Annotated in this window: 16 protein-coding genes; 10 read left to right on the forward strand and 6 right to left on the reverse strand. The window is 69.8% G+C overall.

Annotated elements, in window-relative coordinates; genetic code table 11:
• Positions 1-59: 59 nt before the first annotated feature.
• Positions 60-1,160, forward strand: coding sequence for a YihY/virulence factor BrkB family protein (locus ON38_RS16530; protein ID WP_083872731.1), 1,101 nt, complete (start codon positions 60-62; stop codon positions 1,158-1,160).
• Positions 1,161-1,305: 145 nt separating this feature from the next.
• On the opposite strand, the gene ON38_RS16535 is transcribed toward ON38_RS16530, so the two are convergent.
• Positions 1,306-1,542 carry a DUF3039 domain-containing protein gene (locus ON38_RS16535; RefSeq protein WP_039825726.1) on the reverse strand — a complete coding sequence of 79 codons (237 nt, stop codon included), beginning with the start codon at positions 1,540-1,542 and terminating at the stop codon, positions 1,306-1,308.
• Positions 1,543-1,842: 300 nt separating this feature from the next.
• Between ON38_RS16535 and ON38_RS16540 the strand changes: the two genes are divergently transcribed.
• From ON38_RS16540 to ON38_RS16550, 3 genes are all read left to right on the forward strand, one after another.
• Positions 1,843-2,283: a DUF3099 domain-containing protein gene (locus ON38_RS16540; protein ID WP_039825702.1), complete on the forward strand. Its 441-nt coding sequence runs from the start codon at positions 1,843-1,845 to the stop codon at positions 2,281-2,283.
• Between the two features lie 83 nt (positions 2,284-2,366).
• Positions 2,367-3,890 carry a DUF7782 domain-containing protein gene (locus ON38_RS16545; protein ID WP_051164872.1) on the forward strand — a complete coding sequence of 508 codons (1,524 nt, stop codon included), beginning with the start codon at positions 2,367-2,369 and terminating at the stop codon, positions 3,888-3,890.
• A 176-nt stretch (positions 3,891-4,066) separates the two neighbouring features.
• Entirely contained in the window at positions 4,067-5,035 is a 969-nt protein-coding gene (locus ON38_RS16550; RefSeq protein ID WP_039825704.1) for a sigma-70 family RNA polymerase sigma factor, read from the forward strand.
• A gap of 336 nt (positions 5,036-5,371) precedes the next feature.
• Here ON38_RS16550 and ON38_RS16555 read toward each other — a convergent pair whose 3' ends face one another.
• Both ON38_RS16555 and ON38_RS16560 read right to left on the reverse strand, forming a co-directional pair.
• On the reverse strand, positions 5,372-8,071 hold the full coding sequence (locus tag ON38_RS16555; protein ID WP_039825706.1) for a bifunctional acetate--CoA ligase family protein/GNAT family N-acetyltransferase: 2,700 nt from the start codon (positions 8,069-8,071) through the stop codon (positions 5,372-5,374).
• The gene (locus tag ON38_RS16560; protein WP_051164877.1) at positions 8,064-9,329 is read right to left on the reverse strand and encodes an acetoin utilization protein AcuC; all 1,266 of its coding nucleotides are present in this window, start codon (positions 9,327-9,329) and stop codon (positions 8,064-8,066) included. Before ON38_RS16560 ends, ON38_RS16555 begins: the two co-directional genes overlap by 8 nt.
• A gap of 184 nt (positions 9,330-9,513) precedes the next feature.
• Here ON38_RS16560 and ON38_RS16565 point away from each other — a divergent pair, with 184 nt between their 5' ends.
• Complete coding sequence (locus ON38_RS16565) at positions 9,514-10,200, forward strand: iron-dependent transcriptional repressor DtxR (RefSeq protein ID WP_039825708.1); 687 nt, start codon at positions 9,514-9,516, stop codon at positions 10,198-10,200.
• 3 nt (positions 10,201-10,203) lie between these two features.
• On the forward strand, positions 10,204-11,184 hold the full coding sequence (gene galE, locus ON38_RS16570; RefSeq protein WP_039825710.1) for a UDP-glucose 4-epimerase GalE: 981 nt from the start codon (positions 10,204-10,206) through the stop codon (positions 11,182-11,184).
• A 17-nt stretch (positions 11,185-11,201) separates the two neighbouring features.
• Here the strand turns inward: galE and ON38_RS16575 are convergent, their stop codons facing one another.
• Positions 11,202-12,566: a DUF4192 domain-containing protein gene (locus ON38_RS16575; RefSeq protein WP_051164873.1), complete on the reverse strand. Its 1,365-nt coding sequence runs from the start codon at positions 12,564-12,566 to the stop codon at positions 11,202-11,204.
• A gap of 420 nt (positions 12,567-12,986) precedes the next feature.
• Between ON38_RS16575 and ON38_RS16580 the strand changes: the two genes are divergently transcribed.
• From ON38_RS16580 to speD, 3 genes are all read left to right on the forward strand, one after another.
• Positions 12,987-13,928 (forward strand): PAC2 family protein, encoded by a 942-nt coding sequence (locus tag ON38_RS16580; RefSeq protein WP_039825712.1) that lies wholly within the window; start codon positions 12,987-12,989, stop codon positions 13,926-13,928.
• Positions 13,929-14,029: 101 nt separating this feature from the next.
• Positions 14,030-16,504, forward strand: a complete 2,475-nt coding sequence (locus ON38_RS16585) for a DEAD/DEAH box helicase (RefSeq protein ID WP_373281225.1) — start codon at positions 14,030-14,032, stop codon at positions 16,502-16,504.
• A gap of 33 nt (positions 16,505-16,537) precedes the next feature.
• On the forward strand, positions 16,538-16,918 hold the full coding sequence (gene speD / locus ON38_RS16590) for an adenosylmethionine decarboxylase (RefSeq protein ID WP_039825714.1): 381 nt from the start codon (positions 16,538-16,540) through the stop codon (positions 16,916-16,918).
• Here speD and ON38_RS16595 read toward each other — a convergent pair.
• Entirely contained in the window at positions 16,900-17,535 is a 636-nt protein-coding gene (locus ON38_RS16595; protein ID WP_157181792.1) for a DUF5134 domain-containing protein, read from the reverse strand. The two genes, speD and ON38_RS16595, sit on opposite strands and share 19 nt — an antisense overlap.
• A 165-nt stretch (positions 17,536-17,700) precedes the next feature.
• Here ON38_RS16595 and hrpA point away from each other — a divergent pair, with 165 nt between their 5' ends.
• Positions 17,701-21,882 (forward strand): ATP-dependent RNA helicase HrpA, encoded by a 4,182-nt coding sequence (hrpA, locus tag ON38_RS16600; RefSeq protein ID WP_039825716.1) that lies wholly within the window; start codon positions 17,701-17,703, stop codon positions 21,880-21,882.
• A gap of 10 nt (positions 21,883-21,892) precedes the next feature.
• Here hrpA and nrdR read toward each other — a convergent pair whose 3' ends face one another.
• Positions 21,893-22,360, reverse strand: a complete 468-nt coding sequence (nrdR, locus tag ON38_RS16605) for a transcriptional regulator NrdR (RefSeq protein ID WP_039825717.1) — start codon at positions 22,358-22,360, stop codon at positions 21,893-21,895.
• Between the last annotated feature and the right edge of the window lie 369 nt (positions 22,361-22,729).

Below are 22,729 nucleotides of genomic sequence, written 5' to 3' on the forward strand. Positions count from 1 at the left end.
CCGACACGTTGCCCGCTGCCGTACCGCTGGGCGTCCGGGTGCGCGATGCTGGACAGACCATGCACAGTTACGGACGCGAACCCGGCGCGGACCCGTCGGGTACCGCGTGGGTCCGCCGCGCGCTCGCCCAGAGCGGCCGGCTGGTCGTGCGGGTGGCCGTCAAGGCATGGGACGACTCGATTTTCGCGAAATCAGCGGCCGCCGCGTTCTGGCAGACCCTGTCGCTGGTGCCGCTGCTGTTCGGATTGCTGGGCGGGCTCGGTTACGTCAGCGGCCTCTTCGGGCCCGACACCGTGGAGATCGTGGAATCGAAAGCCCTCACGTTCAGTCGCGAGCTGTTCAGTCAGAGCGTGGTCACCGATCTGATCGAACCGACGATCCGCGATGTGCTCGGACGCGGCCGGGCGGCGTTCGTCTCGGTGGGTTTCGTGCTCTCGCTGTGGGCCGGGTCCTCGGCCATGGCGACCTTCGTCGACGCGATCGTGGAGGCGCACGGCCAGCAGGACGCCCGGAATCCGATCTGGCAGCGCATCTTCGCCCTGCTCCTCTACGTCCAGTTCCTGATCGCGGCGATCTTCATCCTGCCGCTCGTCGCGCTGGGCCCGGTGCTCATCGGGCGGATACTGCCGGATTCGTGGCTGGAACCGGGCCTACGCCTGGTCGATACCTTCTACTACCCCGCGGTGGGATTACTGCTCATCGTCGGGCTGGCCACCCTGTACAAACTCGCGCTGCACAGTTCGCTGCCCTACCACCGATTGTTCTGCGGGGCGCTGCTGGCGGCGGTGTTCTTCATGGCGGCCAGCGAGATCCTGCGCAGCTACCTGGCCCTGGTGACCCGGACGGGGGTCACCTACGGTGCGCTGGCCACCCCCATCGCCTTTCTGCTGTTCACGTTCTTCCTGGGTTTCGCGGTGATTCTCGGCGCGGAGTTCAACGCGGCGGTCCAGGAATTCTGGCCGGCCCGCGCCACCCGGATGGAGCAGTTCAAGGCCTGGCTGGCCAAACGCCGCAGCGCCGCACAGGGTGCGGAGCAGACCGATCCGGCGGATCCGAAGGCCCACCGGATCCCGCGCCGACGCGGCGCCCGACGCGGCGACGACAGCGGTCCGGAGGGTGGTCCCGCCGGCGGGCGGCCCAGTCCGCTGGTCACGCGCTGATCGGCGCCCGCCGCTTCGCGTATCGAAATCTTCGCGCCGAGCCGGGATCGCTCCGCGCGCCCTGGCGCCCGGCGACCCGCCGCCGAGCTTTGCCCACGATCGTCCGCGCGGGAGCCCCCGGCTCACCGCGAGGGCGATCGGGGGGTCAGTCGCCCTTGCGGAGGGTCTCGTAGACCTTCTTGCACTCGGGGCATACCGGCGAACCGGGCTTCGGCGAACGCGTCACCGGGAAGACTTCACCGCACAGCGCGACCACCATGGTGCCCATCACGGCACTCTCGGCGATCTTGTCCTTCTTCACATAGTGGAAGAACTTGGGGGTGTCGTCACCGGTGGTCTCGTCGGTGGTCGTATCGGGCCGGACCAGAGTATCGGTACTCACGCCCTCCATGATGCCGCATCATGACACCGGGCCCGCACGATCATCCCCGTGACCGGGGCCGTACCGGTGTGTGGCGAAGGCGACGCCCCGGGTTCCACCGGCCCGGGACGGCGGCGGATGGCGACGGGGAGGCGCGAAAAAGCGGTCGGTCCGACCAGGAGAAGACACGGAACCCGGGCTCACGGCCGACCACGATCCGGCACCATTCGAAGGGGCTCGAACCCGGCGTCGCGGCCGTCGCACACGGTGACCGGTGGACGCGTTGTACACGGTGGTGGCGATAGTGCAAGACTCGAAGGTATGCAGCAGCACGGCGAAGACTCCGAGCGCGGCTCGGAGCACCTCGACGCCGGTGCGAGCGGACCCGGTGCGCCTCCCGGCACACCGCGGCCGGCCCGTCCCTCTCGGTCGCGCGGATACTTTCCCGGCGACGACGCCAGACACGCGGCGCTGATCACGAAGGCCGCCCCGTCCTTCGAGGAGCAGCACCGGGCCCGGGTCCGCCGGTACACGATCATCATGGCGTTCCGGATCCCGGCGCTGATCCTGGCCGGGGTGGCCTACACGGTCTTCGGGAACGCCCTGATCTCGATTCTCATCATGGCGGCCTCGGTACCTCTGCCGTGGATCGCGGTACTCATCGCCAACGACCGGCCGCCACGGGACAAGAACGAACCCAGCCGCTGGGATCGCCCGCGTCCCGCGCTGGAGGAACGCCGGCACGACCAGATCGACGGCTAGACCGCTCCTCACCGGCAGTCCGGCCGCAGCGCCACGGCGGTGCGGCCATCCGAGCGAGTGCGGTGAGGTGGCAGAGTACCGCTGTGCCCACCTACGGATCGACCGTCCGATCACCGCTGACCGCCCTCTGCCCGAATCTGCGCACCGCGCTGACCAGGGTCGGGTACGACGCCGACACCCTGCTGGCCACGCTGGGCGACGAAGCGCACAGCGCCCTGGGCCGCGGGGAGCCGGTGCCGGTGCGCCGGGCCGCGCGCGCGGCCGGTGAACTCGGCGCCCTCGTCCGACTGCTGCTTCTCGGTGACGCGCTGGAGGAGCGTGTGGCCGCCGCGGCGCTGGCCCCGGTCCGGATCGATGACGCCGTGGCGGCGGGGTTGCTGACCCGCTCGGCCGGCGAGGTCCGCGCGGCGCTGGACCTGCGCCCGACCGATACCGGCGCGGGCAACCGCTGGATCCTGTCCGACCTCGACGATTCGATGCACCGCCGCACCTTGACCGAGGACCATGTGCTCGGGGTCGGCCACGCCTCGCTCTCCCTGCTGCGGGCCACCCCGACGGCACCGGTCGGCTCGGTGCTGGATCTGGGCACCGGCTGCGGTATCCAGGCCGTGCACGCCGCGGCCTACGCCCGCTCGGTCACCGCCACGGATGTGAACCCACGCGCGCTCTGGCTTGCCGAGGCCACCGCGGCGCTCAACGAGCTGGATATCGACCTGGTGCAGGGGTCGTGGTTCGACCCGGTCGCCGGGCGCCGGTTCGATCAGGTGGTGGCCAATCCGCCCTTCGTGGTCGGGCCCGCCCGGATCGAGCACACCTACCGTGATTCCGGGCTCGCCCTGGACGGCGCGAGCGAACTGGTGATCTCGGGTGTCCCCGAACTGCTGGCCCCCGGCGGGACCGCCGCGGTGCTGGCCGCCTGGGTGCACACCGAGACCCAGGACTGGCGGCAGCGTGTCTCGAGCTGGTTGCCCGCGCACGGTATCGACGCCTGGGTCGTCCAGCGCGATGTCGCCGACCCCGCGCTGTACGTGGGCACCTGGCTGCGCGACGCCGGTCTCGATCCGCGCACCCCCGAGGCCCAGCAGCGGGCCGAGGAATGGCTGACCGCGCTGGAGCAGGCCGGGGTGACCGGTATCGGTTTCGGCTTCGTCTACCTGCGCGCGGTGGACGCGCCGACCGAACTGCTGGCCGAGGACCTCACCCACGGCTTCGACGATCCGCTGGGCCCGGAAGCGCTGGCCTACTTCCGCCGATCCGCCTGGTTGCGCGATATCGCCGCGGACCCGGACCGGGCCCGGCGCTCGCGCTACCGGATCGACCCGGCGACCGCGCTCGAGCGGGTGTCGCTACCGGGTGAGCAGGGCTGGGAGCAGCAGGTGATCCGCCTGCACCGGGGCGACGGACCACGCTGGCAGCACGAAGTGGACGAGACGACGGTCTCCCTGCTGGCGGGAATGCGCTCCGACGGCCTGCCGTTGTACGAACTGATCGAACTGCTGGCACTGTCACAGGGAGCGGAGGAGGTCTCCCCCGAGTTCGCGGACGCCGCTCTCGGAGTGGTCACCGGTTTGGTGCGGCACGGGTTGATCCACCCGGTACCGCACTAGGGCCGCGACCCCACCGCGTGCTCCGCCGCCTGTCGAGGGGTTCTCGTTCTCAGGAACTTCTCAGAACGTCACAGTGAAAACCGCAGTTCAGAGCGGTTTATCCGTGCCCGGCGAGGGAACTTTCCCTATGTCGGGTCCGTTGTTCGGAGTGAGACACCACCGACAGGAGGCAAGTCATGACAAGCCCCGCCACCACTCGTGTGCGCCCCACCGATTCGGACCTCGACGCTCAGAGCCCCGCCGCCGACCTGGTACGTGTGTACCTGAACGGAATCGGCCGGACCGCGCTCCTCACAGCTGCCGACGAAGTCGAACTGGCCAAGCGCATCGAGGCGGGTCTCTACGCCCAGCACCTGCTGGAGACCGGCAAGCGTCTGTCGGCGACCCGCAAGCGTGATCTGGCCATGGTCGTCCGGGAGGGTCAGGCCGCGCGGTCGCACCTGCTGGAAGCCAACCTTCGCCTGGTCGTCTCGCTCGCCAAGCGGTACACGGGCCGCGGGATGCCGCTGCTGGATCTCATCCAGGAGGGCAATCTGGGCCTGATCCGCGCGATGGAGAAGTTCGACTACGCGAAGGGCTTCAAATTCTCGACCTACGCCACCTGGTGGATCCGGCAGGCGATCACCAGAGGTATGGCCGATCAGAGCCGCACCATCCGGCTGCCGGTCCATCTGGTCGAACAGGTCAACAAGCTCGCCCGGATCAAGCGCGAACTACATCAGCAGCTCGGCCGGGAGGCCACCGACGAGGAACTCGCGGCCGAATCGGGGATCGCGGTGGAGAAGATCGCCGATCTGCTCGACCACAGCCGCGATCCGGTGAGCCTGGACATGCCGGTGGGTAACGACGAAGAAGCCCCCCTGGGCGATTTCATCGAGGACTCCGAAGCCACCTCGGCCGAGAGCGCGGTCATCGCCGGCCTGCTGCATCACGATGTGCGCAGTGTGCTCAACACGCTCGACGAACGCGAACAGCAGGTGATCCGGCTGCGGTTCGGCCTGGACGACGGCCAGCCGCGCACCTTGGACCAGATCGGCAAGCTGTTCGGTCTGTCCCGGGAACGTGTCCGGCAGATCGAGCGCGAGGTGATGTCCAAACTCCGTAAGGGCGAGCGGGCGGACCGGCTGCGCGCCTACGCGAGCTGACACAGCACCCACCAGGAAATGTGACCGGCCGGTTTCGGCCGGTCACACCTGTATCCCGGGTGCACACCGTCTTTCCGAACCCGGGCGACGACCGCGAGGTCACGACCGAGAAGGCAACCAACGCACCCCCGCTGGCGGGACTTCACCGCCACCTTGCGGCGGCGTCGGCCCGTCCGAGCCCCAGGGACGAATGGGTGAACGAGGTCGCCGACTCCGGGTTCGCCCGTGGACAGCGAACGGGTGCCGACGCCCCCCGGTAGGTCTCGCGCCCTCCGCGGCCACCGTCCCCTCGCCACCGGCCGCGGAGGCGCCGGCCGGCAACAAGTGCCCGGCAACCTACCCCAATCGACGCGGCCCGGTGTCGAAGCGGCTCGGCTGCGGACCGACCCGGGCGCGGGCATAGAGGATCGCCGCCGATTCCGGGGCGGCCAGTACCGGCTCGAAAGAAAGTTCCCGCATTTCAGGGAGATCGTCGAACATCGCCGAGATACGCCGGGCGAGTTCGATGAGAGCCGCTTTGTCCACCCGGGGGCTGGCCGGTGTTCCGTTCAGCAACGGTGCGGCGCGCGGCGCATCGATCAGCGCGGCGGCTTCCTGCGCCGATAGCGGCAGTGCCCGATAGGCACGATCACCGAGGAGTTCGATGATCGGCCCGGACAGCCCGAATTCGATCACCGAACCGAACGCCGGGTCGTCCTGTACCTTCAGCACACAGCCGACTCCCTTGGGCGCCATCCGCTGGATGTGCAGCAGCGGATCACCGCACAGCTCCACCAGATCGCGATAGGCCTGGCGGACCGCGTCCGGGCGCCACAGGTCCAGCCGCACCCAGCTCATATCGGGGCGCCGCCGCCAGCTCTCGTTGGTCGCCTTCGCCGCCACCGGATAGCCCAGTTCCTCGGCCGCCGCCACGGCCGCCTCGGCATCGCGGACCGCCCGGAATTCCACCACGGAGATGCCATAGCAGTCGAGCAGCGCGACGGTCTCGTCATCGGTCAGCCACCGCCCGGCCGGATCGGTCATCCACTGTTCCATCAGGCGCACGGCCCGCTCGCTGTCGATACCTGCCGGCCGCCCGTTCTCGTCGCCGGTGTGCACGGTATCGGCGGCCGGGGACGCGGGCAGGTCGCGCCAGCGCGCGTAACGATGCACCCTGGCCAGCGCGCGGACCGCGCGCGCCGGATCGGGGAAGGACGGAATGGAACCGCGGATGGCGGCCGCACCGGGACCACGGACGGCCAGCAGGTTCGGAATGCCGTCACCGCTCGCGAAGGTGGTGAGGACCGGTTTGGTCGCGGCCACCGAGGCCACGGCCGCCCGGATCGCCTCGGCATATCCGGTCTGCGGCAGCGGAATCGGCGGCGCGAAGATGACGATCACGGCATCGGTGTTCTCGGCTTCGAGTGCCGCGGCGACAGCGATCCGGAAGTCCTCGGGCGTGGCCTGCGGACCGAGGTCCACCGGCTCCACCACGGTGAGCCCCTCACTGCGCGCCGCGTCGGAGGTCAGCCAGTTGAGAGCGGCGCTGTTGCCCACGACGGCCGGCCGGGGTCCGCGGGGCAGCGGCTGATAGCCCAGCAGAGCCGCGCAATCGAACATCTCGGATATCGAATCCGCCTGCACCACACCCGATTGCGCGAACAGATCGCGCACGATGGACCGATCCAGACCACCGTCCGACATCCCGGGCGCGGCCAACCGGCTGGGACTCACCGCGACGATCGGTTTGTTGCGGGCCACCCGGCGCGCGATACGGGAGAATTTGCGCGGATTACCGAAACTCTCCAGGTACAGCAGGATCACATCGGTGTCGGCGTCGGTGTCCCAGTACTGCAGCAGGTCGTTGCCGGAGACGTCGGCCCGGTTACCGGCGGAGACGAAGGTGGACAAGCCCAGGTTGCGGGTGGCGGCCTCGGCGAGGATCGCCACCCCGAGCGGCCCCGACTGACAGAAGAATCCGATCCGCCCGCGGCCCGGCAACAGAGTCGCCAGCGTGGCATTGAGACCGACCGCCGGATCGGTGTTCGCGATACCCAGCGCGCTCGGCCCGACCACGCGCATGCCGTGTCCCCGGGCGGCCGCGACCAGTTCGGCCTCCGCATTGCGACCCTGCTCCCCCGTCTCCCCGAACCCCGCCGACAGCACCAGCAGACCTTTGACGCCCTTGGCCATACAGTCGTCGAGAACCGAACCGATGGCGGCCGCGGGCACCGCGACGACGGCCAGGTCCACCTCGTCCGGGATATCGCGAACCGTCGGATACGCGTGGACACCACGGACCGAGCGCCGCTCGGGGTTCACCGGGTACACCGCTCCCTGGAACGTTCCGTCCAGCAGATTGGCCAGCACCACCCCGCCGACGCGGGCGGTGCTGGGCGTCGCGCCGATCACGGCCACCGAGCGCGGGGCCAGCAGATTGCCCACACTGCGCGCCTCCGAGGCCCGTTCCCGCGCGTCGCGCACCGAGCGCAGCGCCTCGGTGGGGTCGATGGCGAATTCCAGATGCAGCACCGAACCGTCCCGGCTGCGCTCCACCTGATAGCCCGCCTCACGGAACACGGTCACCATCACCGTGTTCTCGGCCAGTACCTCGGCGACGAAGGTGTCGATCCGGTTCTCCGCGGCCGCGCCGGCCAGATGTTCCAGCAGGATCGAGCCGAGCCCGCGTCCCTGATGCTCGTCGGCCACCACGAAGGCGACCTCCGCCGCGCGCGAGCCGGTGCGGTCCAGGATCTCGTACCGCCCGACCGCGATGATCGCGTCCCCCAAGACGACGACCAGCCCCACCCGGTCCCGATAGTCGAGGTGGGTGGTGCGGTGCAGATCCTTCGGCGATATTCGCGGATAGGGCCCGAAATACCGCAGGTAGCGGCTGCGCTCGGACAGGGCGGTGTGGAATCGCTGCAGTTCCTCGGCATCGGCCGGAATGATCGGGCGCACTCGCACCACACCGCCGTCGGAGGCCAGTACATCGGCCTGCCAGTGCAGCGGCGCCGGCGGCGGATCGTCGGGAACACGGTCGGTGAGGTCAGTCACGCGGATCCTCCGGGTCCAGGCCGAGCGGGCCGAAGCACGCTCGGCGGGTGGCGAGAACGGCCGTATCGACGGCGCGCTGGGCACGGTCGAATCGGGCGTCCCCCGTCTCGGCGGTGCCCCCGGGGCCGTCCCAGCGCCGGAAAGCGATGTCCACACCGTCGCCCATGGTGCGGGGCGGCGAGACCCGCGGCCGGTCGGTGTGCACGAGGTCGATCCAATCCTGCGGTATCGCGGTCGCCGGGTCCACCGGGCGGTCGAGCGCGATACCCAGAAGATGGGTCCAGGCCCGGGGCACCACCCGCACCAGGCCGTACCCGCCCCCGCCGACCGCCAACCACCGTCCCTCGGCGTACCGGTCGGCCAGCTGCCGCATCGCCAGGAAGGCCGCCCGTTGACCCTCGATACCCAGCTCCAGCTCCGCGAGCGGATCCTCCCGGTGGGTGTCCACGCCGCACTGGCTGACCACCAGCTGGGGCCGGAACGCCGCGACCGCGCCGGGAACCACCGCGTGGAAGGCGCGTAACCACTGCGGGTCGCGGGTCCCCGGCAGCAACGGGAGATTGATCACCGTGCCGTCTCCGGGGCCGCTGCCGGTCTCGTCCGGCCAGCCGGTGTTCGGCCACAGTGTGGCGGGGTGCTGGTGGATCGACACCGTGAGCACCCGCGGGTCCCGATAGAACGCGTGCTGTACCCCGTCGCCGTGGTGGACATCCACATCGAGGTAGGCGATCCGGTCGAAACCGTGGTCGAGCAGCCAGGAGATGGCCACCGCCACGTCGTTGTACACGCAGAAGCCGGCGGCCCGGCCGGGCATGGCGTGATGCATGCCACCGCCGATACTGACCGCCCGCCGGGTGGCGCCCGTGGCGATGGCCCGCGCCGCGGCCAGGGTGCCGCCGACGATCACCGACGCGGCGTCGTGCATGCGGGGGAACACCGGGTTGTCACTGGATCCGAGCCCGTAGGGCGGATCGATCGGCGGCTCACCCACCGTCTCCCGCGGCACCGCCGCGCGGACCGCCTCGACGTAGTCGCCGGTGTGTACCCGGAGCAACTCCTCGCGGCCGGCCGCACCGGGCTCCAGCAGTTCGATTCCGTCGAGTATCCCGAGTGAGCGCGCCAGCGCCATCGTGTACTGCAGACGGACCGGTTTCATCGGATGCTCGGGGGTCCACGAGTAGTCCAGGAAGCGGTCGGTCCACACGACGGTCCCCGGTTCCCCGGAGCCCGAGTTCACATCCGGCGGTGCAGTGGCCATGATCGCAACCGTATCGGGAAGGGTGAAACCCCATTGCACGTTGTCATGCAGTAGAAATACATGTATGCGCGACTGCGGCGTCGGGCCGCGCGCCGAATGTATTCCCATCGCGTCACGCGACCCGTTCGTTTCGACCGGGGGTTGCTGGTGCGCAGGTAGAATTCGTGCCGACGAAGGGGCAACAGTGAAGGATCTGGTCGACACCACGGAGATGTATCTCCGTACCATCTACGACCTCGAGGAGGAGGGCGTCGTACCCCTGCGCGCCCGGATCGCCGAGCGCCTCGAGCAGAGCGGCCCCACGGTCAGCCAGACCGTGGCCCGAATGGAACGCGACGGACTGCTGCTCGTCGCGGGTGACCGGCATCTCGAACTGACGGAGAAGGGCCGCAGTATGGCGGTCGCGGTCATGCGCAAACATCGCCTGGCCGAGCGATTGCTGGTGGACATCATCGGGCTGGACTGGCAGAACGTGCATGCCGAAGCCTGCCGCTGGGAACATGTGATGAGCGAGGATGTGGAACGGCGCCTGGTCGAGGTGCTGAACCATCCCACCACCTCTCCGTACGGCAACCCCATTCCCGGCCTGGACGAACTCGGTATCTCCGCGACCCAGTTGCTGGAGGAACCGCTCAAGCGGTTGTCCGAACTGCCGCAGGGTCGTACGCACGCGGTGGTGGTGCGGCGGCTGGCCGAACACATCCAGACCGATCCCGAGGTCATCGGCCGGCTGCGGGAGGCGGGCGTGGTGCCCGACGCCCGCGTCACCGTGGAGAGCAAACCGGGTGCCGTGATCATCACGGTGCCGGGCCACTCGGGTTACGAACTGCCCGACGAAATGGCCCACGCCGTTCAGGTGAAGCTGGTCTGATCGATGAAACTTCTGGTCACCGGCGGAGCCGGGTATGTGGGTGGCGTCTGCGCGCTGGTACTGCGGGAGCAGGGGCACGACGTGGTCGTCCTCGACGATCTGTCGACGGGTAATGCCGACGGCGTACCCGAGGGCGTGGAATTCGTCGAGGGCGATATCGCCGAGGCAGCGCCGGACCTGCTGCGCACGCGGCGATTCGACGGGGTGCTGCACTTCGCGGCGCAATCGCTGGTCGGCGAATCGGTCCAGCGGCCCGAGAAGTACTGGCACGGCAATGTGGTGAAAACACTCGCACTGCTGGAAGCGATGCGCGAAACCGATACGCGGCGGTTGGTCTTCTCTTCGACGGCAGCGGTGTATGGCGAGCCGGAAGAGGTCCCGATCACCGAGGACGCGCCTACTCGCCCCACCAACCCCTACGGTGCGTCGAAGCTGGCGATCGATCACGCCATCACCTCGTATGCCGTCGCCCACGGGCTGGCGGCCACCAGCCTGCGCTATTTCAATGTGGCCGGGGCCTACGGGGGCCTCGGTGAGAACCGGGTGGTGGAGACGCATCTGATCCCGCTGGTGCTGCAGGTGGCTGCGGGACACCGGGATTCCATTTCGGTGTTCGGCACCGATTGGCCGACCCATGACGGCACCGCGGTTCGCGACTACATCCACATCCTGGACCTGGCGCAGGCCCATCTGCTGGCACTGGAGACCGCCACCGCGGGTTCGCACCGGGTGTTCAATCTCGGCAGCGGGACGGGATTCTCGGTACGCGAGGTGATATCGGCGTGCGAACGGGTCACCGGCGGGCCCATCGCAGCGGTCGATGCCCCACGCCGCGCCGGCGACCCGGCCGTACTGATCGCCTCCAGCCGGCGCGCGATCGATGAGCTCGGCTGGAAGCCCGAGCACAACGACCTCGACGAGATCGTCTCCACCGCCTGGAGTTACCTGCGGGGCCTCGGCTCTCGCGCGCACAGCGCCCGCTGATCCGGCCGAGGCGGAGCTCAGCACACCGCGGCCGGGTCGACGCCGAGGGCGATCGCGGCGTCGCGGCCGCACCGCCCCAGATCGCGCAGGCGTTCGGGCCGCATACCGGCTTCCAGAGCGGTGTGCAGCAGGGCGGCCATCGAATGGCGCGGCTCGGCGTCCAGCGCCGCGTCCAGGGCGATTCCCGCGAACGGGCCGTCGCCCCGCACATAGGCGAAATAGCCCAGCAGGGTCGCCGCTTCGGCCCGGTCGGCACCGTCCAGCGCGCGGGTCAGTAGGGCCAATAGACTCTCCGCTGCTTCGGCGTGCACGGTATCGGCCACGGCGAAGAGCGAATCGCGGATCTCCCGGTCGCGCAGGGCCACCGCGATCTGGGCCAGCTCCCGCGCGTCGAGCGCCGGGCCGGATTCGGCGTGGGCGATGAACCAGAGCACGGTCGTCAATTCGCCGCGCAGATAACCGGCCGGATCGCCACGTTGCGCGGCGGCCACGTATCTGTCCTTCGCACGGTCCCGGGCCTCGTCCAGTTCGCTCGTCACCCGCGCGCGCAACACCGCGTCCGGGGCGACCAACGCGGTCAGTTCGTCGCGGCTGCGGCGGATCGGCCGGCCGTCCAGGACACGGCCGAACGTCACCGTCGAGGCCACCGGATCGGCGATCCTCCCCCGGCGCGGTGGGCCCGTCACACTCCACCACGGCTGCCCGGCCGCGATGGACCGCGCGGCCCAGGCTCCGCGCACCGGAACAGCACGGGACGCCAGCTGTCGGGTCAGTTCCGCGAAGACCGGGACCCGCTGCGGTGCAGCCGGTTCCCCGTCGCCGAGCTCGTCGTCCACCAGGACGGCGAGTACTCCGACCACTCCGGGCCGGGCGCAGACGCGCGCGGCCGCGGCAGCCACCGTCCCGGTATCGGAGGGGGCGCCGGTGCCGGGCTGCCGGAGATCGAACCGCACCACGAGATCGATGACCGCGCTCTCCGCGGTGGGCGCGGCGCACAGAACGGCCAGCACCAGCGAGCGCTCCGGACAGAAGCCGAGCATGGCGGGGAGCGCGGCGAGCAGATCACCCGGATCGTCGAGATGGGCGGGTCCGGTACGGAGGGGACGGTCGTACTCCTCACCGGCCCGGTCGGCGCAGCGTGCCTGTGGTGCCGCGGCGTACTCGTAGATCTCCCGCCCGGGGAAGTGCGAACCCGGCGCCCCGGGAGCCGGGGCCGGCCGTGGCCCGCCCCGGGCGGCCAGTGCCCGCGCCGTGGGACACCGTCCGGGGGCCCGGGCGGGACGGGATGGCGCGGAAGCCGGGCGACCGGGGCCACCGGCTCGGCCCGGGACCGATCGGGCGTCGGCGGAGGCGGGACGGGAGAACGGCGCAGCGGAAGTCATGGTTCGAGCATGCGGGACAGGAGCTCGCGCAGTAGGTGCGGTGAGCTGGGAAAACATCCGTTCTCACGAAGTCTGTGGACAACTCGGGGCTGGGGACAACTCCGGCCACCGGCCCGTCTCCGCGCCGATACCGGTTGCGGGCCCGGAAATGGGGTACATCCAGGAGCGGAGTGTGCCAGACTCCCCGGTGCGTTCACCGGCCACAAGACCACACCGACTCCCCGGCCCGTCCCCGCCGGCACCGGGGAATTCACCGGCGGCCACGGCTGTTGTCAGCACAGAGAGCCGATGTACGGCCGCGTGTGGCCCTACATCCGCATGGGGGACAATGAAGGGTGATTCGCGGCTCGCGGCGCGGCAGCGAATACCAGCAGTGTTGCTCGACCCGCCCGCCACGGATCGCGCAGGAAGGAGTACGCGATGGACTACGAGTCGCGAATGTACGAACTGGAGTTCCCCGCTCCGCAGCTGTCGTCCGACGACGGCTCGGGGCCGGTCCTGGTGCACGGCTTGGAGGGCTACTCCGACGCGGGCCATGCGGTCCGGCTGGCCACGACTCATCTACGGGAGAGCCTGGAGAGCGAACTCGTCGCCTCGTTCGATGTGGACGAGCTGCTGGACTACCGCTCCCGGCGCCCCTTGATGACCTTCAAAACCGATCATTTCTCCGAGTACGCCGAACCCGAGTTGAACCTGTGGGCCCTGCGCGATACCGCGGGCACCCCGTTCCTGCTGCTCGCGGGCATGGAACCGGATCTGCGCTGGGAGAAGTTCACCACCGCGGTGCGGTTGCTGGCCGAGCAGCTCGGTGTACGCCGCAGTATCGGCCTGAGCGCCATCCCGATGGCGGTCCCGCACACCCGGCCGCTGGGGCTCACCGCACATTCGTCGAACCGCGATCTCATTCCGGAAAACCAGCGCTGGCCCGGAGAACTGCAGGTACCGGCGAGCGCGGCGACGCTGCTGGAGTACCGCATGGCCCAGCACGGTCACGAATCGCTGGGCTTTTCGGTGCACGTCCCGCACTATCTGGCGCAGACCTCCTATCCGGAAGCCGCGCAGACCCTCCTCGAACACGTCGGTGAGAACGCGGGCCTCGAGTTCCCGCTCGCCGCGCTGGGTGAGGCAGCGGCCCGGGTGCGTGAGCAGGTCAACGAGCATATCGCCGGAAACGCCGAGGTGGAGACGGTGGTGCACGCGCTGGAACGCCAGTACGACACCTTCGTCAGTGCCCAGGAGCGGCAGTCCAGCCTGTTGGTCGGGGAGGGCGAGTTGCCCAGCGGCGACGAACTGGGCGCCGAATTCGAGCGTTTCCTCGCCGAACAGGGCGGCTACTCCGGCGACGACGACGAACGGGGCTGAAGCGCGGCGACACCGGCGGTACGGCACACGGCCACCGTGCCGGTGATCGGTACGCGACAGCCCGTAGGGTGTCCGGGGTGGATCTGACCGAACTGCTCGAGATACCGGGGACCGACGCCGACGCGCTGTACGAGTCGTTCGCGATATGGGCCGCCAAGCAGGGCACCGCTCTCTATCCGGCTCAGGACGAGGCGTTGCTGGAGCTGGCGGCCGGATCCCATGTCATTCTCGCCACTCCCACCGGTTCGGGGAAGTCACTGGTCGCCGTGGGGGCTCATCTCTTCGCACTGACCCGGGGGCTGCGCAGCTACTACACCGCGCCGATCAAGGCGCTGGTGAGCGAGAAATTCTTCGCACTCTGCGAGGTTTTCGGCGCCGAACGAGTGGGCATGGTGACCGGTGACGCGGCGGTGAACCCGACCGCACCCATCATCTGCGCCACCGCGGAGATCCTCGCCAACCTGGCCCTGCGGGAAGGCCCGGACGCCGATATCGGCCAGGTGGTGATGGACGAATTCCATTTCTATGCCGACCCCGACCGCGGTTGGGCCTGGCAGGTACCGCTGCTCGAATTGCCCCGCGCGCAATTCCTGCTGATGTCGGCCACTCTCGGCGAGGTCGATTTCTTCGCGACCGATCTCGAACGCCGCACCGGCCGAACCGCCGCGGTGGTCGCGGGTACCGAGCGCCCGGTACCGCTGCACTTCTCCTACGCGCGCACGCCGATCACCGAAACACTGACCGAGCTGGTCACCACCCATCAGGCTCCGGTGTATGTCGTTCATTTCACCCAGGCCGCGGCGCTGGAACGGGCGCAGGCGCTGACCAGCGCGAGTTTCGCCACCCGGGCCGAGAAGGATGCCATCGCGGAAGCGCTGGGCGAATTCCGTTTCTCGTCCGGTTTCGGGAAAACGCTGTCCCGCCTGATCCGGCACGGTATCGGCGTCCATCACGCCGGAATGCTGCCCAAATACCGGCGGTTGGTGGAGCGCCTCGCGCAGGACGGATTGCTGAAGGTCGTCTGCGGCACCGACACCCTGGGAGTCGGGATCAATGTCCCTATTCGCACCGTATTGCTGACCGGTCTCACCAAATTCGACGGGGTGCGCACCCGGCGGCTCAAGGCCCGGGAATTCCACCAGATCGCCGGACGGGCCGGGCGGGCCGGTTTCGACACCATGGGCACGGTGGTGGTGCAGGCACCCGAGCACGAGGTCGAGAACACCCGGTTGCTGGCCAAAGCCGGTAACGACCCGAAGAAGATGCGCAAAGTGCAGCGCCGCAAACCACCCGAGGGTTTCGTCTCGTGGAGTGAGGAGACCTTCGACCGGCTGGTCGCGGCAGCGCCCGAACCCATGGTGTCGCGATTCGCGGTCACCAACGCGATGCTGCTGAATGTGATCGCGCGACCGGGGAACTGCTTCCGGGCCATGCGCCATCTGCTCGAGGACAATCACGAACCGCGACCGGCGCAGCGGCGCCATATCCTGCGCGCCGTCCGGCTGTACCGGGCACTGCGGGACGCCGGTGTGGTGCAGCAGCTGCCCGAACCCGACGAGCACGGCCGCTACGCGCGGCTCACCGTGGACCTGCAGCGGGATTTCGCTCTGGACCAGCCGCTGTCGCCGTTCGCCCTGGCCGCATTCGAACTGCTCGACAGCGCGTCGCCGAGCTACGCCCTCGATATGGTGTCGCTGGTCGAGGCCACCCTCGAGGATCCCCGGCAACTGTTGATGGCGCAGCAGCACAAGGCACGCGGCGAGGCCGTGGCCGAGATGAAGGCCGAGGGAATCGACTACGACGAGCGGATGGAACTGCTCGAGGACATCACCTGGCCGAAACCGCTGGCGGAGCTGATCGAGGGTGCCTACGAGACCTACCGGGCCGGGCATCCGTGGTTGTCGGAGTTCGCGCCGTCACCGAAATCAGTGGTGCGCGACATGGTCGAGCGGGCCATGACCTTCACCGAACTGATCTCCTACTACGAACTCGCCCGTTCCGAAGGCGTGGTGCTGCGCTACCTCGCCGACGCCTACCGGGCCCTGCGCCGGACCGTGCCCGAGTCGGCGCGCACCGAGGAGCTCGACGATCTCACCGAATGGCTGGGCGAGCTGGTGCGGCAGGTGGATTCCAGTCTGCTCGACGAATGGGAGCAGCTGACCGGGGCGGGCGCGGAGACCGACGCCGAGCAGATCGCGTTCGGCGGGGAGAGCGTGCGCCCGGTCACGGCCAACGAGCGGGCGTTCCGGGTGATGGTGCGCAATGCCGTGTTCCGCCGGGTCGAGCTGGCCGCCCGGCAGCGCTGGGACGAACTGGCGGAGCTGTCCCCCGGTCCGGATTGGGCGGCCGATCTCGGCCCCTATTTCGACGAATACGACAGCATCGGCACCGGACCCGACGCGCGCGGTCCGCAATTGTTCCGGGTGGAGACGCGGCCCGGTTTCTGGCAGGTACGCCAGACCCTCGACGATCCGGCGGGCGATCACGGCTGGGCGCTGATCGCCACCGTCGACCTGGCCGAATCCGATGCGGCCGGTGATGTGGTGTTCGACGAGGTCACGGTGGTGTCGGGGTGAGCCCGGTTGCCGTGGCGAGCGAGTGAGGCCGAAGTGGCGGCGGAATTCAGCGGCCGGCATGTGCTGGCCGAGTTCGGTGGGGTGGACCCGGCGCTGTGCGACGATCTCGGACGACTCGAGGCCGCGCTGCGGCACGCGCTGACCGCGGCGGGCGTGACCGTGTGCGAGGTCGTCGGTAAACAGTTCGAGCCGCACGGGGTCACCGTCCTGGCCCTGCTGGCCGAATCGCATGCCTCCTTGCACACCTACCCCGAGACCGGTGACATCTTCGTCGATGTGTTCACCTGCGGTGGTGCCGCGGACAGTGCGGGTACGGTCGCGGAGCTGCTGCGCGTGGCGCTCGCTCCCGAACACGTGCGCATCTCGACCGTGCTGCGCGGCCGGGCCGCCGGGGGTCAGACCAGCAGCATGTAGGCCATACCCAGATCCATGATGAGGTGTGGCAGCACGGCCACGGGTAGTCCGCGGCCGGTGGTCGGCGCGACCGGATGCGCGGTCCACCAGCGTGCCCGCCCGGTACGCACCGACACCAGCACCACGACGGCGTCCACCAGGAACAGCGCGGCGAATACGGAGGCCGGTCCCGGGCCCGCGTTGTGCCCGCTTCCGCTGTGGCCCGACATCGTGAACAGCATCACCACGGCGGCGGCCAGGTGGTACCCGATGGCCGCGGCGCGCTGCCCGGCCCGCGGATAGGCGTCGCGATACCAGCGCACGAGCCGATCGGCCAGCAGCAGGGCGAACACCAGCGTCATCGCGAGCAGGATTCCGTGCAGGGCATGGGTGTGCACCCGGGTGGGGAACAACACCATCACCAGCATGACCGCACACATCAGCAGATGCGCGGCATCGGATTCACGATCATCGCCGTGGGCCGTGTCACCGCAGCCCGCGCCACCGCGCGCGGCCGCCCCCGTCGCGAGCACCGGCGCGGCGAACATCACCCGGGCCAGCACCACCAGCGCCGCCACGACGAACGCCAGCCCCACCAGGGCCCGCACCCCGGCCTGGTCGAGTACGAATCCGGCCATGCCGCACCGCCTTTCGCAAAAGCGCACCTCGTCCATACTCGCACGACCGATCGGCCGCGGGGCGGTCTTCGATTCGCCGGTTCCCATCCGCACCGCCGCCGGCCGTCGTGGCGGGCCGGGCCGCGACCCGGCGGGAGGCCGGGTTTCGATAGGCTGGTCGATGCAATGACCAGGACCGCAGTCACGCGCCGGGAGCTTCGTACCCGGTTGGCTTCCCTCACCCTCCGCGACGAACACCGGCTGCACCGGCAACTGGATCGGTTGCGCGGCGGTGACCTGTCCCGGATCGAGTCCGAGATCACGGCGGCCGAGGAACGTATCGCGGCCCGGCGGGCGGCGGTACCGGCGATCACCTATCCCGAGCAGCTGCCGGTCACCGGGCGCCGCGACGATATCGCCGCCGCCATCGCGGCGCACCAGGTCGTCGTGGTGGCCGGGGAGACCGGCTCGGGCAAGACCACCCAGATCCCGAAGATCTGCCTGGAGCTGGGCCGGGGTATCCGCGGGGCGATCGGGCACACCCAGCCCCGCCGGCTGGCGGCGCGCACGGTCGCCGAGCGGATCGCCACGGAACTGGGGACCGAACTGGGCGACGCGGTCGGCTATACCGTCCGGTTCACCGATCACGCCGCCGAACACACGCTGGTCAAATTGATGACCGACGGTATTCTGCTCGCCGAGATCCAACGGGACCGGCTACTGCGCGCCTACGACACGATCATCATCGACGAGGCCCACGAGCGCAGTCTCAATATCGATTTCCTCCTCGGCTACCTGAAGCAGCTGCTCCCCCGGCGGCCGGATCTCAAGATCGTCATCACCTCGGCCACCATCGACCCGGAACTGTTCGCCCGGCATTTCGCCGACGCCGCCGGCAACCCGGCGCCGATCGTGGAGGTCTCGGGCCGGTCGTATCCGGTGGAGATCCGGTACCGGCCACTGGTCCTGCCGGCGCCGGCGGAGGAGGACGAGGAAGAAGATCACCGGCCGGTCGACCGCGACCCGGTCGATGCGATCTGCGCCGCGGTCACCGAACTCTTCGCCGAAGGGGACGGCGATGTGCTGGTGTTCCTGTCCGGTGAACGGGAGATCCGCGATACCGCCGACGCGCTCGCGGACCTGAAACTCGCCCGGACCGAGATCCTGCCGCTGTACGCCCGGCTGTCCGCGGCCGAACAGCACCGGGTGTTCGCGCCGCACACCGGCCGACGGGTGGTACTGGCCACCAATGTCGCCGAGACCTCGCTCACCGTGCCCGGTATCCGCTACGTGGTCGACCCCGGCACCGCCCGCATCTCCCGCTATTCCATGCGGACGAAGGTGCAGCGACTGCCGATCGAACCGATCTCGCAGGCTTCGGCGCGGCAGCGGTCCGGTCGCTGCGGCCGCGTCGCCGACGGTATCTGCATCCGCCTGTACTCCGAGGACGATTTCGAATCCCGCCCCGCGTTCACCGATCCGGAGATCCTGCGTACCAACCTCGCCGCGGTCATCCTGCAGATGACCGCGCTCGGCCTGGGCGAAATGGAACGTTTCCCGTTCGTCGAGGCGCCGGACCAGCGCGCGGTCCGCGACGGCGTCGCCCTGCTGGAGGAACTGGGCGCCCTCACCCGCGGCGCACCGGCCACACGTCCGGCACAGCCCCGGGAGACAGTCCCGGAACCCGAGGCCGGGGAGGCGGATTCCGGGGCGCCCGAGGAGACAGCAGCCGGGCGTCGGCGCCGGTCCGAAACGGGCCCCGGCCTCACGCCGACGGGCCGGGAGATGGCGCGTCTACCAGTGGACCCGCGTATGGGCCGGATGCTCGTCGAAGCCCACCGCAACGGCTGTCTGGCCGAGATGCTGGTGATCGTGTCCGCCCTCTCGATCCAGGACGTCCGCGAACGGCCGGTCGACCAGCAGCAGGCGGCCGACGCGAAACATGCCCGTTTCACCGTGCCGAACTCGGATTTCCTGGCGTATCTGCGGCTGTGGGAGTACCTCACCGGTCAGCGACGGGCACTGTCGGCCAATCGTTTCCGGCGGATGTGCCGCGAGGAGTTCCTGCACTATCTGCGGATCCGCGAGTGGCAGGACCTGTACGGCCAGCTGCGCACCATCACCAAGGGTATGGGCTGGTCGCTGCACGAGCCGGCCGCCGGACCCGGGACGAAGGAGTCCCGCCCCGCACGCTCCGAGAACGCGGCGCGCCGCGGCCGCGGCGGTGCGAAGCCGGACCGGGAAGCCGCCGAACCGGCGCGCAGCGGCGCCCCGGCCCCCCGGCCGGTCGAGGAGATGACTCCGGACACCGATCCGTGGGACGCGACCGCCATACATCAGGCGCTGCTGTCGGGCATGCTGTCGCATATCGGGGTGCGGGAAGCCGAATCCCGCGAATTCCTCGGCGCCCGTAACGCCAAGTTCATGATCTTCCCGGGTTCCTCGCTGGCCAAGAAGCCGCCGCGCTGGGTGATGGCCGCGGAACTGGTGGAGACCTCACGACTGTGGGGCCGGATCGCCGCCCGCGTCGAACCCGAATGGGCCGAACGGCTCGCCGGGGATCTGGTCAAACGCGTGTATTCCGAACCGCACTGGTCGTCCAAACGCGGCGCCGCCCGGGCCTACGAACGCGTCACCCTCTACGGGGTCCCCCTGGTGACCGGCCGTCCGGTCGACTACGGGCGCATCGACCCCGAGGTCTCGCGGGAACTGTTCCTGCGGCACGCCCTGGTGCAGGGCGAATGGCAGACCCGACACGAGTTCTTCCACCGCAACCGGGCGCTGCTCGACGATATCGCCGATCTCGAGCACCGGGCCCGGCGCCGGGACATACTCGTCGACGACGAGGTGCTCTTCGAGTTCTACGACCGCCGGATACCCGCCGATATCGTCTCCGTCCGGCATTTCGACACCTGGTGGAAGACGGCCCGCCGCCAGGATCCCCACCAACTCGATTTCACGACCGAGACGGTGGTCAACGAGAACGCGAACCGGCTGGACCCCACGGACTTCCCGGACGTCTGGCGCCAGGGCGAGTTGTCCTTCCCGCTCACCTACCAATTCGAGCCGGGGCAGGCCGACGACGGTGTGACCGTGCGCATTCCGGTGGCGCAGCTGGCCCATGTCCGCGCGGTCGGGTTCGACTGGCTGGTGCCGGGGATGCGCGCGGAACTGGCCGCGGCACTGATCAAGACACTGCCGAAACAGTTGCGCCGCACGGTCGTGCCCGCGCCGGATTTCGCCGCCGCCGCGCTGCGCGCCCTGACCCCGCGCGCCGAACCGCTGCGGACCGGGCTGGCCCGGGAGCTGACCCGGCTGGCCGCCACGCCGATCGCTCCCGGCGATATGGACCCGGCCGCGCTACCCGAACATCTCCGGATGACCTTCGCGGCCACCGATACCGACGGCCGCGTCATCACCACCAGCAAGAGCCTGGCGCAGTTGCGGACCCGACTGGCCGATCAGGTGTCCGCCTCGGTGGCCGCCGCCACGGCGAACGCAGAACGCGCCCCCGCCACGGTGTGGACCTCGGAATCCCTGGGCACCCTGGACGCCACGGTGCGTCGGGAAGTGGGCGGTCAGACCATCACCGGTTATCCCGCGCTGGTCCCGGAGGACGGCGGAGTGGCGGTCCGGGTGCTCACCTCGCCCGCCGAGCAGGCCCGCGCCATGCGGGCCGGGACCCGGGCTCTGGTGCTCGAGGCCATCCCGACCTCGGTGCGCGCCGTCACCGCGGGGCTGTCCTCCGCGGACCGGCTGGTATTGAGCCAGAACCCGTACGGTTCGATCGACGCGCTGGTCGAGGACTGCCGCGCCGCGGCGGCCGACCAGCTCATCGGCGCCGCGGGTGGGCCCGTGCGCGACCCCGCGCAGTTCGAGCGCCTGGTCGCGGCGCTGCGGCCGAAACTCAACGATGTGGTGACCCGGATCGTCCGGCTGGTGGTTCCGGTGCTGGCCGCGGCGCACGACGTGTCGACCGCGTTGGCCGGCGTCCGGGAAGCCGATATCGCCCAGGACGTCCGGGATCAGCTGGCCGAGTTGCTGTTCGACGGGTTCGTCTCCGAATGGGGCCCGGCCCGCCTGCGGGAACTGCCCCGGTATCTGCGCGCGGCGCACGCCCGGCTGACGGCCCTGCCCGGATCCGCGGAGCGCGACCGCCGGGCCATGACGGAAGTGGACGCCGCGCTGGCAGCCTACGACCAGTTGCTGACCCGGTTACCGCAGGCGCGACGGGCTGCACCCGATGTCACCGAGATCTGGTGGATGATCCAGGAGTTGCGGGTGAGCCTGTTCGCCCAGAAGGTGGGCACCCCGTACCCCGTGTCGGTCAAGCGGATCCAGAAGGCGGTCGCGGCCGTACGCCGCTGACTCCGCCCGCTCAGTCCCCGGGGCCGACCGCCGCCCGGGCCTGCCGCATATCCCGGATCTCGCGTTCGAAATCCTCGGCGGAGGTGAACGATCGATAGACCGAGGCGAAACGCAGATACGCCACCTCGTCCAGTTCGCGTAGCGGCCCGAGAATCGCCAGGCCGACCTCATGGCTCGGCACTTCCGGCGACCCCTTGGCCCGGACCGCGTCCTCCACCTGCTGGGCCAGCAGGTTCAGTGCGTCGTCGTCGACCTCGCGGCCCTGGCAGGCGCGCCGGACCCCGCGGATCACCTTCTCCCGGCTGAACGGCTCGGTGACCCCGCTGCGTTTGACCACCGATAGGATCGCGGTCTCCACCGTGGTGAAACGGCGGCCGCATTCCGGGCAGGAGCGTCTGCGGCGAATCGCGGCGCCCTCGTCGGCCAGTCGCGAGTCGACGACCCGGGAGTCGGGGTGTCGGCAGTACGGGCAGTGCATCCGGGGTCCTTCGTCGCTGCGAACGCTCGCGGCCGAACCGGCGCCGGTCGCGGGTCCGGCGAGCGCGGGTACCGGGCCGATGCCCGGGTACGGGTGGGCCGGTCACACGCACCGGCTCGAGTGCATAACACATCGAGGATACCGGTACGGGGTGTGCCGTGCGCGCGCTCACCCCTGGTCCGGACACACGCGCCGCCGGCACGCTATCGGGACCCGGGCGCGCCGCCGGCCGGCGCAGGCACCGCAGCGGCCGGAATTCCGGGTGCGGCGGGCTCCGGCGCCGGCTCCGGAGCCCGCAGATGGGCCAGCGCGAGGAAGGCGATCACCACGGTCGCGGTGATCACGGCGGTCAGTGCCGTCGCCGCATAG

Origin of the sequence: Nocardia testacea NBRC 100365, assembly GCF_000308775.1 — a bacterium.
GTDB lineage: Bacteria > Actinomycetota > Actinomycetes > Mycobacteriales > Mycobacteriaceae > Nocardia > Nocardia testacea.

Coding starts and splice junctions, on each gene's coding strand:
- ON38_RS16575 (WP_051164873.1), bottom strand. CDS start 12,566: ATGACTTCCGCTGCGCCGTTCTCCCGTCCCGCCTCCGCCGACGCCCGA.
- ON38_RS16595 (WP_157181792.1), bottom strand. CDS start 17,535: ATGGCCGGATTCGTACTCGACCAGGCCGGGGTGCGGGCCCTGGTGGGG.
- ON38_RS16560 (WP_051164877.1), bottom strand. CDS start 9,329: ATGGCCACTGCACCGCCGGATGTGAACTCGGGCTCCGGGGAACCGGGG.
- galE (WP_039825710.1), top strand. CDS start 10,204: ATGAAACTTCTGGTCACCGGCGGAGCCGGGTATGTGGGTGGCGTCTGC.
- ON38_RS16530 (WP_083872731.1), top strand. CDS start 60: ATGCACAGTTACGGACGCGAACCCGGCGCGGACCCGTCGGGTACCGCG.
- hrpA (WP_039825716.1), top strand. CDS start 17,701: ATGACCAGGACCGCAGTCACGCGCCGGGAGCTTCGTACCCGGTTGGCT.
- nrdR (WP_039825717.1), bottom strand. CDS start 22,360: ATGCACTGCCCGTACTGCCGACACCCCGACTCCCGGGTCGTCGACTCG.
- ON38_RS16540 (WP_039825702.1), top strand. CDS start 1,843: ATGCAGCAGCACGGCGAAGACTCCGAGCGCGGCTCGGAGCACCTCGAC.
- ON38_RS16550 (WP_039825704.1), top strand. CDS start 4,067: ATGACAAGCCCCGCCACCACTCGTGTGCGCCCCACCGATTCGGACCTC.
- ON38_RS16580 (WP_039825712.1), top strand. CDS start 12,987: ATGGACTACGAGTCGCGAATGTACGAACTGGAGTTCCCCGCTCCGCAG.